This is a genomic window from Desulfovirgula thermocuniculi DSM 16036 (assembly GCF_000429345.1).
GTDB classification, from domain to species: domain Bacteria; phylum Bacillota; class Desulfotomaculia; order Desulfotomaculales; family Desulfovirgulaceae; genus Desulfovirgula; species Desulfovirgula thermocuniculi.
In genome coordinates this window covers 1-12,871 of sequence record NZ_AUBR01000023.1, presented here as the reverse complement: position 1 = coordinate 12,871, position 12,871 = coordinate 1, and the positions used below count along the sequence as shown (strand labels likewise).

The following is a 12,871-nucleotide window of genomic DNA, read 5'->3' as shown; positions in this document are numbered from 1 at the left end:
TTTCAATTCATGCAAAAAAGGTTTTTTATAATTGGACGCCGTATGAATGCCCTAAAAGAGCCCGTTTACAAGGGGGAAGAGAAAAGTGGAGGACTACCGCCAGCTTTGGTCAGAACTGGCCATGGATTTGGAAAGGCACGATCGGCTCATGGCCGCCCTGCCTGCGGTATACAGGGAAGTCTTCCTGACCCAGCCGGACCGCCCTGCGGCAATGCACTATTTTAACCTGGTAATAGCCGAGATTCACGGCCTCCGCATTGCCGAGCTGGCCGCCCACCGCGAAAAAGGAGGGAAAGTTTTCGGCACTTTCTGCGTCTACGTGCCCGTGGAAATCATCAGGGCCGCCGGGGGCATAGCCGTCGGGCTCTGCAGTGGCTCCCAGTTCTGGGTTCCCGAGGGTGAAAAGGTGCTCCCCCGGGCCCTCTGCCCTCTCATTAAGGCTGCCCTGGGAGCACGGCTGAGCAGGACCTGCCCTTACTTCCAGTCCTGCGACATCGTGGTGGGAGAAACCACCTGCGACGGCAAGAAGAAGGCCTGGGAAGTTTTAAACGAATACCACCATGTATACGTCATGGAGTTGCCCCAGATGAAGGGAAACCGCGATCTGGAGTTCTGGGTGGAAGAGGTAGATCTCTTCAGACAAAAAGTTGAGGAGATTACCGGGAACCAGGTTACCCCCGAGCGGCTGGCAGAAGAGATAAACCGTCAGAACCGCCTGCGCCGCGCACTGCAAAGGCTTTACGCGCTGCGGACCGCCGATCCGCCGCCCATAAGCGGAAAGGACGCGCTGCTGGTCACCCAGATTGCCTTTTACGATGACCCCGACCGCTTTACCGCGCATACGGAAAGGCTGGTGACAGAGCTGGAGGAAAGGGTCAATGGCTCCCGCGGCGTTGTGCCGCCGGGAACGCCCCGCCTCCTCGTCACCGGTACCCCGATGGCCATTCCCAACTGGAAGCTGCACCATCTGGTGGAAACCGCCGGGGCCGTGGTGGTGGGCGAGGAAACCTGTACCGGCACACGCTTCTTTGCCAGCGAAGTTGAGGAGGGCGCCGGCTCATTAAAGGGCCAGATCCGCGCTCTGGCCCGCGCCTACTTTAAAACCAACTGCGCCTGCTTCACACCCAACTCCAGGCGCATCGAGGACATCCTGGACCTGGTCGAGCGGACCCGGGCCGACGGGGTAATCTATTACAACCTGCAGTTCTGCCAGGGCTACGCCGTCGAGTACCACGCCGTCGAAAAAGCCCTCAAGGCCAGAAACATACCCGTTCTGTGGGTGGAAACGGACTACAGCGAGGAAGACACGGCCCAGCTGCAGCTTCGCATAAAGGCCTTCCTGGAGATGCTGGGTTAAAGCTAGCAGGGCGGCGCTTACCTGCCGCCCTGCAAACTTTTCTCCCTCTTGCCGTAGTAGTATATTATTCCCTGCGCGTTTAGCTCCAGCTCTGCCTCCAGGTGGTGCACCGCCCTGTGATCCTGGTCCGCGACACCCCTTATCAAGGGGCTTACCAGCTCCCACAACTTCTCCTTTAGCTCCGCCACGCCGCCACCGGCGGTAAAAACCTCCTCACCCAGCCGGGCCATGGCCTCTACCATTTCCCTGTTTTGAGCAAAAACGGCAGCCACGTCCCCCGCGGTACCGAAATGTGTAAAGAAAATGCGGCGGGCATTTATGCTAGCTAACCGGTCAACGGTGGCCAGCATCTCCGCGGGTTCGAATTCCGTGGGGGTGGTGGAGGGAAGCACGAAATCCCGTCCCAGCAGGCGGCTGATCTCGGGAAGCCGGATGCCCAGGGCATCGCCGGCAAAAATGCCCCCCGAGAGCGAATCGTGAACAACCATGTGGTGCCGCGCGTGGCCCGGGGAGTGATAGAAAGTAAACTCCCGGCCTCCCAGGTCGAGCTTTTCGCCGTCTTCCGGGGCGTGTACCCGCTCCGGCGGCACGGGGATTACCTCTCCGAAGAGGGAATCAAAGCGGTCCCCGTACACGCCGCGGGCACTGGCCACCAGCCGCGAGGGATCCACCATGTGCCGCACGCCGCGCGGGTGCACGAGGAGCCTCGCCCGTGGGAACTCCCTTAAGAGTACCCCCGCAGCCCCCGCGTGGTCCAGGTGGACGTGGGTTACCACCACGTAAACCACGTCTCCCCTTTCCACGCCCAGCCCTTCCATGGCCGCCAGGATGTACCTCGCGCCGGGCGGGTGGCCGCTCTCCACCAGGGCAACTTTTTGCCCCCTCACCAGGTAGACGCAGGCCCGCTCCTCCTCGCCATGGTAGTGAACATCGATCAGGTAGATGCCTTCTCCCAGGTCAACAGGGCCGCCCAAAACAGATCACCTCGCCATCAACAAATATCGGTAAGCGCCCAGGGCCGCTTTGGCGCCCTCACCCGCAGCCACAATCACCTGTTTTTCGGGTATGTCGGTGATATCACCGGCGGCAAAAACACCGGGCACGGAAGTGCGGCACTCACAGTCCACCTTAATTTCGCCCTTCTCGTTTAGTTCCAGAAACCCTTCGACAAAGCCGCTGTTGGGCACGGTACCTATCTCCACGAACACCCCCTGCACGCCCAGCAGCTTCTCCTCCCGGGGATCGGACAGGGAGCGCAGGGCAATCCCGCTAACCCTTTCTTCCCCCTCGATACGTACCACCTCAAAGCCCGCCAGCTTGGTAAGGTTGGGCGCATCCTTTACCTTGTCCACAAGTACCGGGTCGGCCGTCCACTCCCCCAGGGAAACGACGTAAACGTGCCTGGCTACCTTGAGCAAGTCGTACGCCGCCGTAAGGGCGGAGTTCCCTCCCCCCACCACCGCCACGTCTAGGCCGCCAAAGAGGGGCGTATCGCAAACGGCGCAGTAGCTAACGCCGCGGCCCAGTAAGCGGCCTTCTCCAGGTACATTGAGTCTGCGGGGGCTTTTTCCGGCAGCCACAATCACCGTGCGGGAGCGAAAATCCCGGCCATCGCGGGTGCGGGCCACAAAATGGCCGTCCTCTCTGCCCAGGCTTACCACCTCGGCCTGTACCACCTGCACGGGGTACTTCTTCACCTGCTCCTCAAACCTGGCCATCAGCTCGGCGCCGGTAATATACTGGTAGCCCATGTAATTCTCAATTTCCGCCGCGCGGGCTGCCTGCCCGCCGTACTGCTTTCCCACCAGCAAAGTGGAGAGCTTTTTGCGCGCCGTGTACACTGCCGCCGTAAGTCCCGCCGGGCCCATGCCGACGATCAGCACATCGTACACCGCTTCATCCCTCCCGGGCATATTTTGCCTTGTTCCCCCGGCGGTCCATGCGCAAAAATTTCGCCAACACGCGGCTATCTTCCTTTTCCTGTCCGCACCGCAAAGCGGTAACCGTCGGAGCCGAAAATGACCGCGCCGTCGTAATCGGTACGGTAAATCCGCGCCCCTGCCCTTTGTAAGAGTTCCAGGGCTTCCGGCGCCGGCTGGCCAAAGCTGTTGCGGCTGCCCACGGAAATTACCGCCAGCTGCGGGCGCAAAGCCTCCACGAAAGAGGAGAGCAGGTAACGGCTGCCGTGGTGGGGAACCTTCAACAAGGTGCAGCCCGGGCCCTCCACGTTGCCCAGCAAAAAACGCTGGGCCTCCGCCTCCGCATCCCCTGTGAGGAGCAGGAGCTGCCGCCCGTAGCGCACCTGCAGCACCAGGGAAGCGTTGTTTAAGTCCGACCTCGTGCCGGTGAGCGGCGGCTGGGGAGGGCCGATCACCTTGACCTCCAGGTTCGGGTCCAGGTGGAGGATGTCGCCGGACCCCGCCTCTTGCACCTTAATCCCCCGGGTACCCAGCCCGTCCAGAAAGGCCCGGTAAAAGGGGGGCAGGGGCTCGGCGGATTCCCCGCTGCAAAACGGCGAAACCAGCACCAGACCTACGGGAAAAGCCCGCATCACCGCCGGGAGTCCCCCGGCATGATCCTCGTGGGGGTGGGTGACGACCACCACATCCAGCCGCCTCACCCCCAGGCGCCGCAGGTAGGGAACCACCACTTTTTCCCCGGCCACCCCGTCCCCGGCATCCACCAGCGCGCACCTGCCCCCGGGCGTTTTTAAGAAAATGCTGTCGCCCTGGCCCACGTCAATAAAATGGGCTTCCAGGCGGGAGCCCCCGGGAATCCCAAAGACCAGCAAGTACAGCAAAACAACCAGCGCCCCGGAAGCGGCCAGAAGGGTGCGGCGGCGGGAAGGGGAGGCGGCACCGCCTCCCCCCTCACGGAACACAAGGCTCCCGCACAGGTACCAGGCCGCCACCAGGGCCCAGGGAGGGGTAGGCACATAGACCACGGCGCCCGGCAGGTCCCGGCAAAAGGAGATGAGGGCCACGAGGGCATCCAAGGCCAGTGAGGTGCTGGCGTGTACCAGTGAGGCGAAGGCCGGACAGAGGAGGCCGCTTGCTGCTGCCGCCATACCCAGGGCCAGGAGCAGGCCGGAAAGGGGCACGGCGGCAATATTGGACAGCAGGGACACCGGGGAAACGTAGTTATAGTAGCGTGCCGTAAGGGGCAGGGTGGCCAGCTGGGCGGCCAGAGTCACCCAGAGAATCCCCCGCATCCAGGCAGGCCTGATAGGCCATTTCTGCAGCCAACCGTCCAGCACCGGCCCCCAGGAGAGGATCCCCCAGGTGGCGGCAAAAGAAAGCTGGAAGCCAATATCGTAAAGGGAGAAGGGGTCGAGGGCCAGGATGAGCAGGGCGCTGCCGGCCAGGGCGGCAGGCCAGCTGTAAGGCCGACCCAGCCGGCGGGCCCACAGCAGAAAGAGGGCCATGAGGGTGGACCTGGAAACGGCCGGGCCGAGGCCGCACAGCAGAGCATAGAGCACCAGGAGCGGGCTGGCTACCGGGGCGGTCCAGCGGGAAGGAAGGTGCACAAGCTTCAACAGGAAAAGCAGCCCGCCCAGGACCAGGCCCACGTGGAGCCCGCTGACGCTCAAAATGTGCACCACGCCCGCCTCGCCAAAGAGATCCCTGGTTTTTTGCTCCACCGGCCCCTGCACGCCGAAGACTATGCCGTTAAGCAGGGCCGCCTTTTCCGGCGGCAGGGCCTGGCGGTTTACGGCCAGGAGGCGCTCCTTTAATCCCCAAAGGGCGCGCCTGAGGGCGCTGCCGCCCGCCCCCAGCTTGCGGATATCCGCCGGCCCGCGCACCAGCAAGAGGGCCCCCGTGCCCCGGCGCGCCAGGTAACGCCGGAAGTTAAACTCACCGGGGTTACCGGGCTCCCCGGGCCTTATGAGCAGGCCGTGCACGCCGAGCCTGTCCCCGTAAGCGTACACCGGCCCCCTTAAAGGAGCGCGCACCAGAACGGTCGCGCGCACGGCGCGCGCTTCAGCCCCGCAAGCCAGGCGTTCTAAGGCCAGCCAGTAATAAATCCGGTCGGGGCGCACGTCGGCCTCCCGCACCACCGTCCCTTCCGCGGTCACCCAGTGCCCCTCAAACTCCAAGAGGGAGGAGTCCAGGCACCGCGCCGACGCCAGGGCCGCAGAAAAAAGGCCCAGGGCGGCAAAGAGGCACAGGGAGAGGTAAAAAGTGCCGGCCCACCGCCGGAGATATCCTATAAGGGCCAGCAAAAAAAGGGCGCCGCAGAGGGCAAGGGCCTCTCCTGCGGCGGGGCCACACACCTCAAAGGCGGCAACACCTGCGGCAAAGGCTATGGTTAAAGAGACGAGGGGCCGGGCGCCCAAGGCCACCACTCCCGGATGAAGGGCAATTGCCTAATCCTCCACGGTAATGGTTCCGGTATGCTGGTCGTAGTCTACCGCTGCCCCCAGGGCTTCCGAGACAAACCGCAAGGGAACCATTGTCCTGCTATTTACCAGCCTGGCCGGCTCGTCCAGCACCACCCTCTTACCGTTAACCACGGCCACGTTGCCGTTGAGGTTCAGGCTGATGTTTATACTGCCCCTGTTGATGAGCACTTCTTGGGCCGCAGGGTTAAAATCCACCCTGGCGCCCAGGGCTTCGGAAATGGCCCGCAGGGGCACGAGAGTACGCCCGTTGGAAAGCAGCGGCCTGACGTCAAACTCCTGCTTCTTGCCCCGCACAAAAACCTTCAACTCCCGGTCTCCCAGCTTGCGGTACACACCGCGCAGTTCCCCGTAGCCGCGCTTCCTGTCCCGGGCCAGCTCCAGGGCCAGCTCCAGCACTCTTGCCGCCCGGCGGTAATGGCCCAGCGCGGCATAGGTGCCTGCAGCGCAGCGGTATACGAGAAGCCTGGCGCCATCCCCCGTGGTAAAGCGGTAGGCCAGGCGCACGGTGACGTCGGTCAGGCCCACCACCGCGTCTTCGAGGTGCGGGTGTGCCTTGAGCATGTGCCGGTACCTGAAGGTAAACCGGTAAAGCTCACGGGACAGCGAAACCAGGTGGCCCGGAGCCGGAGCGCCTTCCTCCTTTAATTTCTGTACCGCCATGTAAATCTTCTCCGCTTCCGGAATCTCCCGGCACTCCTGGTACAGCGCGGCAGCCCGGTATACCGCCTCTTCAACGCTTACGGGGCCGGCTTCAATTAAAGCGGGAGACTCTTCCCGGGGAGAAACTTCTTCCACCGTCTCAATGACTACGTCCTCCGCCTCTGCCGTACCGCCTTCCGCCGCGCCCTCGGCGGCGCCGCTTAAACTTGCGGCCCCAGCCGGGCCGGAGAAGAACAGCGAGAATACCAGCAGCATGGAAAGCAGTGCTGCCGGTCGTACTTTCACCGTACATCCCTCCTCAAAAAGTCTCACTCCGCCTTCTTTCTTAGCTCCATATCCAGCTCCGCCAGATCGGCCGCCAGCCCTTCCAGGACCTTTATCCTGTGCTCCTGCACGCTGATGATCTCCTCCTGCAGCCTCAAAAAGGCAGCGGCATCCCTCCTGGCCTTTACTTCCCTTAGCGCCGAGGCCCTTTTAGCCAGCGCTCCATGGGTGGCATCCAAAACCTCCCGGTACTGCTCCAGTCGACCGGCCAGGTGGCGCAGGCGCGCAACCTTCCTGGCGTCCAGGCGCGCCGGGTTTTTCTTTAATTCGCCCGCGAGATCTTTTATTTCCCCGACCTGGCGGTGCAGCTGCGCCTGGAGATCTCTGATGCGCTTGTTGTTTGCCGCAATAACCTTCGCCTTTTCCTTTATCTCCACCAGGTCCGCCCTCTCCTTTGCCGGAGGAGGGCCCTGCCTGGCATGCAGGCCCCCGGCGTAGGCAGCCCCGCTCAGGAAGAAAGCGGCTACGAGGAGGAAAACAACCCACTTTTTCACCGGCCTCACTCCTCAATACTCCAGGTCCTCGTCCTTTACCTCGTCCATGCGCTCCAGGGCCCTAATCAGGTCGCCCAGCTGCCTGTCCAGCTCCTCCAGAACGGCCACGGCCTCCTGATCGGGAACCCTGTTGTCGCTCTTAAGCACCATGCCGGAGGTTTTGCCGCCGCTTTCTTCCGTCACCGCAGGCCGGCTGCCGTAAGAGCCGCCGGGTTCTTCCCGCACCTCCTGCGCTCCCGGAACTTCCTGCGCCGCGTTTTTCTTGCCGCACCCCAAAGGCAAGAGCAGCACCAGGCAGGCCAAAAGAAGGGCCGTTGCTCTTTTCATCTCGCCTCACCCATGCTCCGCTCCCCCCTTTCAGGGGGAAATTTTAAAAGGCCAATTTCAAACAATTATGTGCAAAATGTAAAAAAGCTGTAAAAGGCTAGCCCTTATCCAGGGGCACGGTAAAGATCACCTCTGCCCCCCGCCCGGGAAGGTTGGCCGCCCTTATCTCGCCCCCGTGGAGCGCCACCAGCTCTCTGGCAATGGCCAGGCCCAGTCCCGTGCCCCCGACCTTTTCGCCGCCGGCCCTTTCCGCCCGGCGGAACTTCTCGAAAATAAACGGCAGCTCTTCCTCCGGAATGCCGGGCCCGTCATCCCTCACCCTTACCTCCAGCAGGCATCCCTCCTGCCGGAGGCTCACCCATACGTTTCCCCCGCCGGGGGCGTATTTTACGGCATTGTCCACCAGGTTGAGCAGCACCTGCTTCATCTTATCCCTGTCCACCGGGGCTACGATCTCCCCTGCGGGAACCTCCGCGTGCAGGGAAACGCCCTTTTGCCCGGCAAAAAGCGCGCACTCCTCCAGCACCTCCGCCACCAGTTCCTTCATGCCCACCCGCTCCCTGTGCAGCTTCACGCCGCCCGCACGCAGCCTGGCCAGTTCCAGCAGGTCGTTAACCAGCCTGGCCAGCCGGTCCGCTTCCCCGTATGCCCGCCGGAGGTACTTGTCCCGCTCGGCGGGAGCCACCAGGCCTTCTAAAATGGCCTGGATAAACCCCCTCACGGAAGTCAGGGGGGTGCGCAGCTCGTGGGAAACGGCGGCCAGAAATTCCCGGCGCATTTCTTCCACCTGCTTCAACCTGTTTTTCATGTAGTTAAAAGTTGCCGTCAGCTGGGCCAGCTCATCCCTGCCCAGCACCGGCAGGTCCTCCCCGAAATTGCCTTCCGCCAGGGCCGTCGCCGCCCTCTGGATGCGCTCCACGGGGCGGGCGATGTGCCGGGAAACGAGAAAAACGACCGCCGCTGCCGGGAAAAGGAGCGCCAGGGCGGTCAACCAGATAATGCGGTATACCTGCGCCAGGGCTTCCTGCAGCTCGCGGAGGGGCGAGAAGAGGAGCACCACGCCGGCTATGCCGCCCTCGGCCCTGACCGGCAGGCCGGCCATGACCACGTACATGTTTAGGGGATGGAAAAAGACCTTTCTTTTCACCAGCACCTCGCCGCCGAGAATCCTTTTGATGTCCTCCAAAAGCTCTTTTTCTGCCCCGCCCAGCTTCTCCCCCTGCAGGGACTCAAGGGCCGCAGCCTTTTCGCCCAGCAGAAGGTACACGCGGCTCCCGGTAGCCTGGCCCAGGAGGTCCGCCGCCGCCTGCAGCTCGCCCCGCCCGACCTTACCCTGCCTGTAGAGGAGGGCCAGCTCCTCCATCTCCCGGGCGGCCTGCACGAGCTGCCCCCCCTTTTGGGCCAACACGTAAGAATGGAAAAAGGCGGTCAGGGAAAGGGCCATTACCAGAACAACCGCCAGCAAAATAACCGTATAGGTAATTAAAAGGCGCTGGAATATGGACCTAAACATCACCCGTGACCTCGAACTTGTACCCCACGCCGTAAATGGTTTTGATCTGCCACCCGGAACCACCCTTTAGCTTATCCCGCAGTTTCTTCACGTGCATGTCCACCGTACGGGTCCCGCCGGCATAGTCGTAGCCCCAAACTTTTTCCAGGATCTGCTCCCGCGTCAAAACGGCATTGCGGTTGACCAGGAAAAAATGCAGGAGCCGGATTTCCTTAGGCGTGAGTTCCACCGGTCGCCCCCCGCAGGTCACCCGGTACGTCTTCATGTCCAGAGTGAGGTTGCCGGCCACCAGGAGTTCGGCCGCTCCGGCCTTGCGCAGCCGCGCCCGGATGCGGGCGGTCAGCTCCCGCGGGTCAAAGGGCTTCACCACGTAATCATCGGCCCCCAAGTCCAGCCCCTGCACCCTATCCTCGACGGCATCCCTGGCCGTAAGCATGATGATGGGCACGCCGCTTTCCTGGCGGATGAGGCGGCAGACCTCCCAGCCGTTAATGAGGGGCAGCATGAGATCCAGGATCACTAGGTCGGGCTTAACGGCCCGGAAAGCGCTTACCCCCTGGCTACCGTCGCGGGCAAAAAAAAGCCGGTAGTCTTTCTGCAGGTAAATCTTCAGGAGATCGCAGATATTTTCATCGTCCTCAATTACGAGGATCTTGGGCCTGGTCATTTCGCTACCCTGCCTAACTGCATACCGGAAAGTTGCGCGGGCCAACTTAAGATTGGAGGTGAGGAAATGGGGCACAAAAAAGATAACGATATGCTGCGCACCTTGAGGCAGCTGGACTACCTTCAGTGGGAAACGGCAAAGGAACTGGGCCGGGAAGCACCGCATCTGAACCCCCCGGAAACAAACCGCGCGGACAGGCGCAGGGTGAAAGGGATGGTTAAAAGGGCGGAAAGGGCGTTGGCCGCCGAAGGAAACCGCAAGGCCCGCCTGCACCTAAACGACGGCTTTTAGACCAGGAACTCCCGCCGCGCAGCAAGCACCTTTTGCACGTATTCCCGTGTTTCACGGTAGGGCGGGATGCCTCCGGAGCGCTCCACCGCCCCCGGTCCGGCATTGTAGGCGGCCAGGGCCAGTGCCAGGTTGCCGCCGTAGCGGTCGAGGAGGTACTTGAGGTAGCGCGCCCCGCCCTCCAGGTTTTCCTTCGCGTCCCAGGGATTCTTAACCCCGAGGGCCGCCGCCGTTTCCGGCATGAGCTGCATCAGCCCCTGCGCTCCAGCTGGGGAGCGGGCCAGCACATTAAAGCCTGACTCTACCTTTACCACCGCCTTTAAAAGCGCCGGCTCCAGCCCGTACCTGCGGGCCACATCATTAATGAGCTGCATGAGCCCGGCCTCCCCGCCGGGGCTGCCACCTGACTGCGCAACTCCCCCGGCCCTCCCGGGCTGCCGGGCATTAAAGGCGCTCAAGGTGGCCCACGCCAGGTACCAAAGCCAGCCGTTTCCCGGCGCCAGCAAGCCGGCCAGCAGGACGGGAAAGAAAACATCCTGCCAGCCCGCACCCGCGCTCTCCCGCAGCTCCTTCATGGCGCGGGCCAGGCAAGCAGCAAATGAAGCGGTCCCGCTCCGGGTAGCAGGCGGGGAAACGGCTTTCTCCTCCCTGAAGCCGGCAGGGAAAAGAGTGCCGACCTGGAGGTGGGCCATCCTGCTTCCCCCTTCCCGTTCCTTTAATAAACAGTTATATAGTCCTTGATTTGCTCGTACTTTTTCTCCCCTATCCCGGAGACGTTCTTAACGTCCTCGGGGGTTTTAAAGGGGCCCTTTTCCTGCCGGTACTGGATGATGCGCTGGGCCAGCGAAGGGCCTATGCCTGGCAGGCCTTCCAGTTCCTTCTGGCTGGCGGTATTTATGTTAACCGGCTGCGTGCCGCCTGCCGCACCCGTTCTTTGAAAGGGATTGGCCGCCTGCTGGGCAGGAGGCACGCCCGTAACCACCTCGCGATCGTCTTTGAGCGGCACGATAATTTTCTGTCCGTCGGCAAGCGGCGCCGCCAGGTTGAGGGCGTCCAGGTTCGCGCCGGCCAGCGCTCCCGCCGCCTTCACCGCATCCTGCACCCGGGAACCGGCAGGGAGGGTGTAAACGCCGGGCTTCTCCACCGCCCCGGCCACGTGCACCAGTATATCCCTGGGCGCAGGAGCACCGGAAGGAGGCGCAGCCTGCTCAACCCGCACCTGGTTTTCGGCGCTGGCCCGCCACTGCCAGAGGGCATAGCGGTAGCCGCCGCCGAAGATAATTACCGCGGCCAGAATCAGAATGGCCAGCTGCTGGCGGCCCGGCATCTGCCACACTTTAAACTACTCCCCCTGCCCCTTCTCCTTACCGGTAATTTTCTCCTTCCGGCGCCTTTTTCCTTCTCTATTCCACACAGCCGTCCACAAACAGCCGCCCGTCCGTCCCCAGGGCGGCCAGAAAAACCTCCTGCGGCTTTTTGCCCATCACCTCCAGCCTTTCCTTTAACCACTCCTCGCTCAAGCCCACGCTGTCCAGGTTTTTCTTCATCACCTTGCCGTCCATGATCAGAACGGTGGGCAGCCCCTCGTACCTGGTTTCCAGCCCCAGGTCTTCCGGCGTGACGGGGCGCTTCTGGGACTTCAAGATGACGCTCAGCCTGCCGGAGGTCTCCAGGACGGCAAACTCCACGTCCCCCACGTTCACCACGCCCTTTTCCCGCAGCTGGGCCAGCAAGTCGTCCAGGTTGTAGCGGGCCCGCCGCAGTTCTTCCTTGATGACGCGCCCGTTCCTGATGACCACCTGGGGCTCCCCGTCCAGAAGGCGGCGCAGGAAGCGAAAGTGCAGGGCCAGGAAGCTCAGGGCGATCTCCAGGAGGCCCAGGGTAAGCAAGGGGAGGATGCCGCGCCAAAGGGGGATATCGGATTCCATGGGAATGGCCGCCAGCTCGGCAATAATGATGGCCACCACAAAGTCAAAGGGGGAGAACTGCCCGATCTCCCTTTTGCCCATCAGACGCACTACCAGCAGCACTATAAAGTAAATGAGTACGGTGTGGTAGACAACTTCCCACATAAAAACCCGGCCCCCTCATAAAGTTTTCGCGGTGGCCGGGCCGGGTTATGCCTCCCGCAGGCTCCCTCAGTTCAACTGGTGCGGGTCCACGCAGCCGGCTAAGATCTCCTGGAGCCTCTCCAGCTCTTCGCCGGGCTTTAATCCCTGCACGGGCGGGGCGACCTGGGCTACCTGCCTGATGAGCGCTTCCAGGCCCCGGTACGGGCGCTCAATGACCAGGGCCCGCGAGGCCTCCCTGACTTCCTCTCCCACGAGGGACCAGTCGGTAACCACGGCGAGATGCTCCTTCTGGCGCATGGCGGGCAAAATGTTCCACATCTCCGGGGTGAAGCCAATGGCCACTTCACTACCGCCCTTCCAGTCCAGGTCCAGCGTTACCAGGTAATTTCTGCCCTCCAGGTGAACAAGCTGCCACCTGAAGGTATAAGGCACCTTCTCGCCGCGGCAAAGGCGGCGTAAAAGCGGCTCCAGCTCGTCCTGGAGGGCGGAAACCATCACGATCATGCCGCGCTCCGACTCACCGATAAAATCCGGCAAGGCAATTTCCCGCAAGTTATGCACCTCCCCGGCAGGAACCAAGAAAGGGCCGCAGAATATTAACAGAACATCCCACGATTTATTGTCCTACAAGAAAATCTTTTTGGCAACTTTTAAAAACGAGGCGCAGCAAGTGACATCCTCCCCCCAATAAATTGGGGGGCATCCCGTCGTGGGATGGCGGCTGATCAACCGCAGGTTAGCCAGCATTCCCCGGATGACCCGGATCA

General features: G+C 62.2%; 14 protein-coding genes. 2 read left to right on the top strand and 12 right to left on the bottom strand.

Annotation, left to right across the window (positions count from 1 at the left end; translation table 11 throughout):
• Positions 1-85 precede the first annotated feature (85 nt).
• Entirely contained in the window at positions 86-1,357 is a 1,272-nt protein-coding gene (locus G454_RS0106720; RefSeq protein WP_027718004.1) for a double-cubane-cluster-containing anaerobic reductase, read from the top strand.
• Positions 1,358-1,374: 17 nt separating this feature from the next.
• Here the strand turns inward: G454_RS0106720 and G454_RS0106715 are convergent, their stop codons facing one another.
• From G454_RS0106715 to G454_RS0106680, 8 genes are all read right to left on the bottom strand, one after another.
• Entirely contained in the window at positions 1,375-2,331 is a 957-nt protein-coding gene (locus tag G454_RS0106715; protein ID WP_027718003.1) for an MBL fold metallo-hydrolase, read from the bottom strand.
• Positions 2,332-2,337: 6 nt separating this feature from the next.
• A complete protein-coding gene (locus G454_RS0106710; RefSeq protein WP_027718002.1) occupies positions 2,338-3,249 on the bottom strand; it encodes an NAD(P)/FAD-dependent oxidoreductase in 912 nt (303 codons plus the stop codon).
• 74 nt (positions 3,250-3,323) lie between these two features.
• Entirely contained in the window at positions 3,324-5,693 is a 2,370-nt protein-coding gene (locus tag G454_RS0106705) for a DNA internalization-related competence protein ComEC/Rec2 (protein WP_169719321.1), read from the bottom strand.
• 30 nt (positions 5,694-5,723) lie between these two features.
• The gene (locus G454_RS20335; protein ID WP_051276011.1) at positions 5,724-6,704 is read right to left on the bottom strand and encodes a copper amine oxidase N-terminal domain-containing protein; all 981 of its coding nucleotides are present in this window, start codon (positions 6,702-6,704) and stop codon (positions 5,724-5,726) included.
• Between the two features lie 23 nt (positions 6,705-6,727).
• Positions 6,728-7,237: a hypothetical protein gene (locus G454_RS0106695; protein ID WP_027718000.1), complete on the bottom strand. Its 510-nt coding sequence runs from the start codon at positions 7,235-7,237 to the stop codon at positions 6,728-6,730.
• Between the two features lie 12 nt (positions 7,238-7,249).
• The gene (locus G454_RS0106690) at positions 7,250-7,564 is read right to left on the bottom strand and encodes a hypothetical protein (RefSeq protein ID WP_027717999.1); all 315 of its coding nucleotides are present in this window, start codon (positions 7,562-7,564) and stop codon (positions 7,250-7,252) included.
• 97 nt (positions 7,565-7,661) lie between these two features.
• Positions 7,662-9,077 (bottom strand): sensor histidine kinase, encoded by a 1,416-nt coding sequence (locus G454_RS0106685; protein ID WP_027717998.1) that lies wholly within the window; start codon positions 9,075-9,077, stop codon positions 7,662-7,664.
• Positions 9,070-9,744, bottom strand: a complete 675-nt coding sequence (locus tag G454_RS0106680) for a response regulator transcription factor (RefSeq protein ID WP_027717997.1) — start codon at positions 9,742-9,744, stop codon at positions 9,070-9,072. The genes G454_RS0106685 and G454_RS0106680 overlap by 8 nt, the downstream gene beginning before the upstream one ends.
• Positions 9,745-9,810: 66 nt before the next feature.
• Here G454_RS0106680 and G454_RS0106675 point away from each other — a divergent pair, with 66 nt between their 5' ends.
• Complete coding sequence (locus G454_RS0106675; protein ID WP_027717996.1) at positions 9,811-10,035, top strand: hypothetical protein; 225 nt, start codon at positions 9,811-9,813, stop codon at positions 10,033-10,035.
• Here G454_RS0106675 and G454_RS22585 read toward each other — a convergent pair.
• From G454_RS22585 to G454_RS0106655, 4 genes are all read right to left on the bottom strand, one after another.
• Entirely contained in the window at positions 10,032-10,724 is a 693-nt protein-coding gene (locus G454_RS22585; protein ID WP_051276009.1) for a lytic transglycosylase domain-containing protein, read from the bottom strand. The two genes, G454_RS0106675 and G454_RS22585, sit on opposite strands and share 4 nt — an antisense overlap.
• 23 nt (positions 10,725-10,747) lie before the next feature.
• Entirely contained in the window at positions 10,748-11,368 is a 621-nt protein-coding gene (locus G454_RS0106665; RefSeq protein ID WP_027717995.1) for a helix-hairpin-helix domain-containing protein, read from the bottom strand.
• Positions 11,369-11,435: 67 nt separating this feature from the next.
• On the bottom strand, positions 11,436-12,104 hold the full coding sequence (locus tag G454_RS0106660; RefSeq protein WP_027717994.1) for a DUF421 domain-containing protein: 669 nt from the start codon (positions 12,102-12,104) through the stop codon (positions 11,436-11,438).
• 66 nt (positions 12,105-12,170) lie between these two features.
• Positions 12,171-12,656 (bottom strand): hypothetical protein, encoded by a 486-nt coding sequence (locus tag G454_RS0106655; RefSeq protein ID WP_027717993.1) that lies wholly within the window; start codon positions 12,654-12,656, stop codon positions 12,171-12,173.
• Positions 12,657-12,871 lie beyond the last annotated feature (215 nt).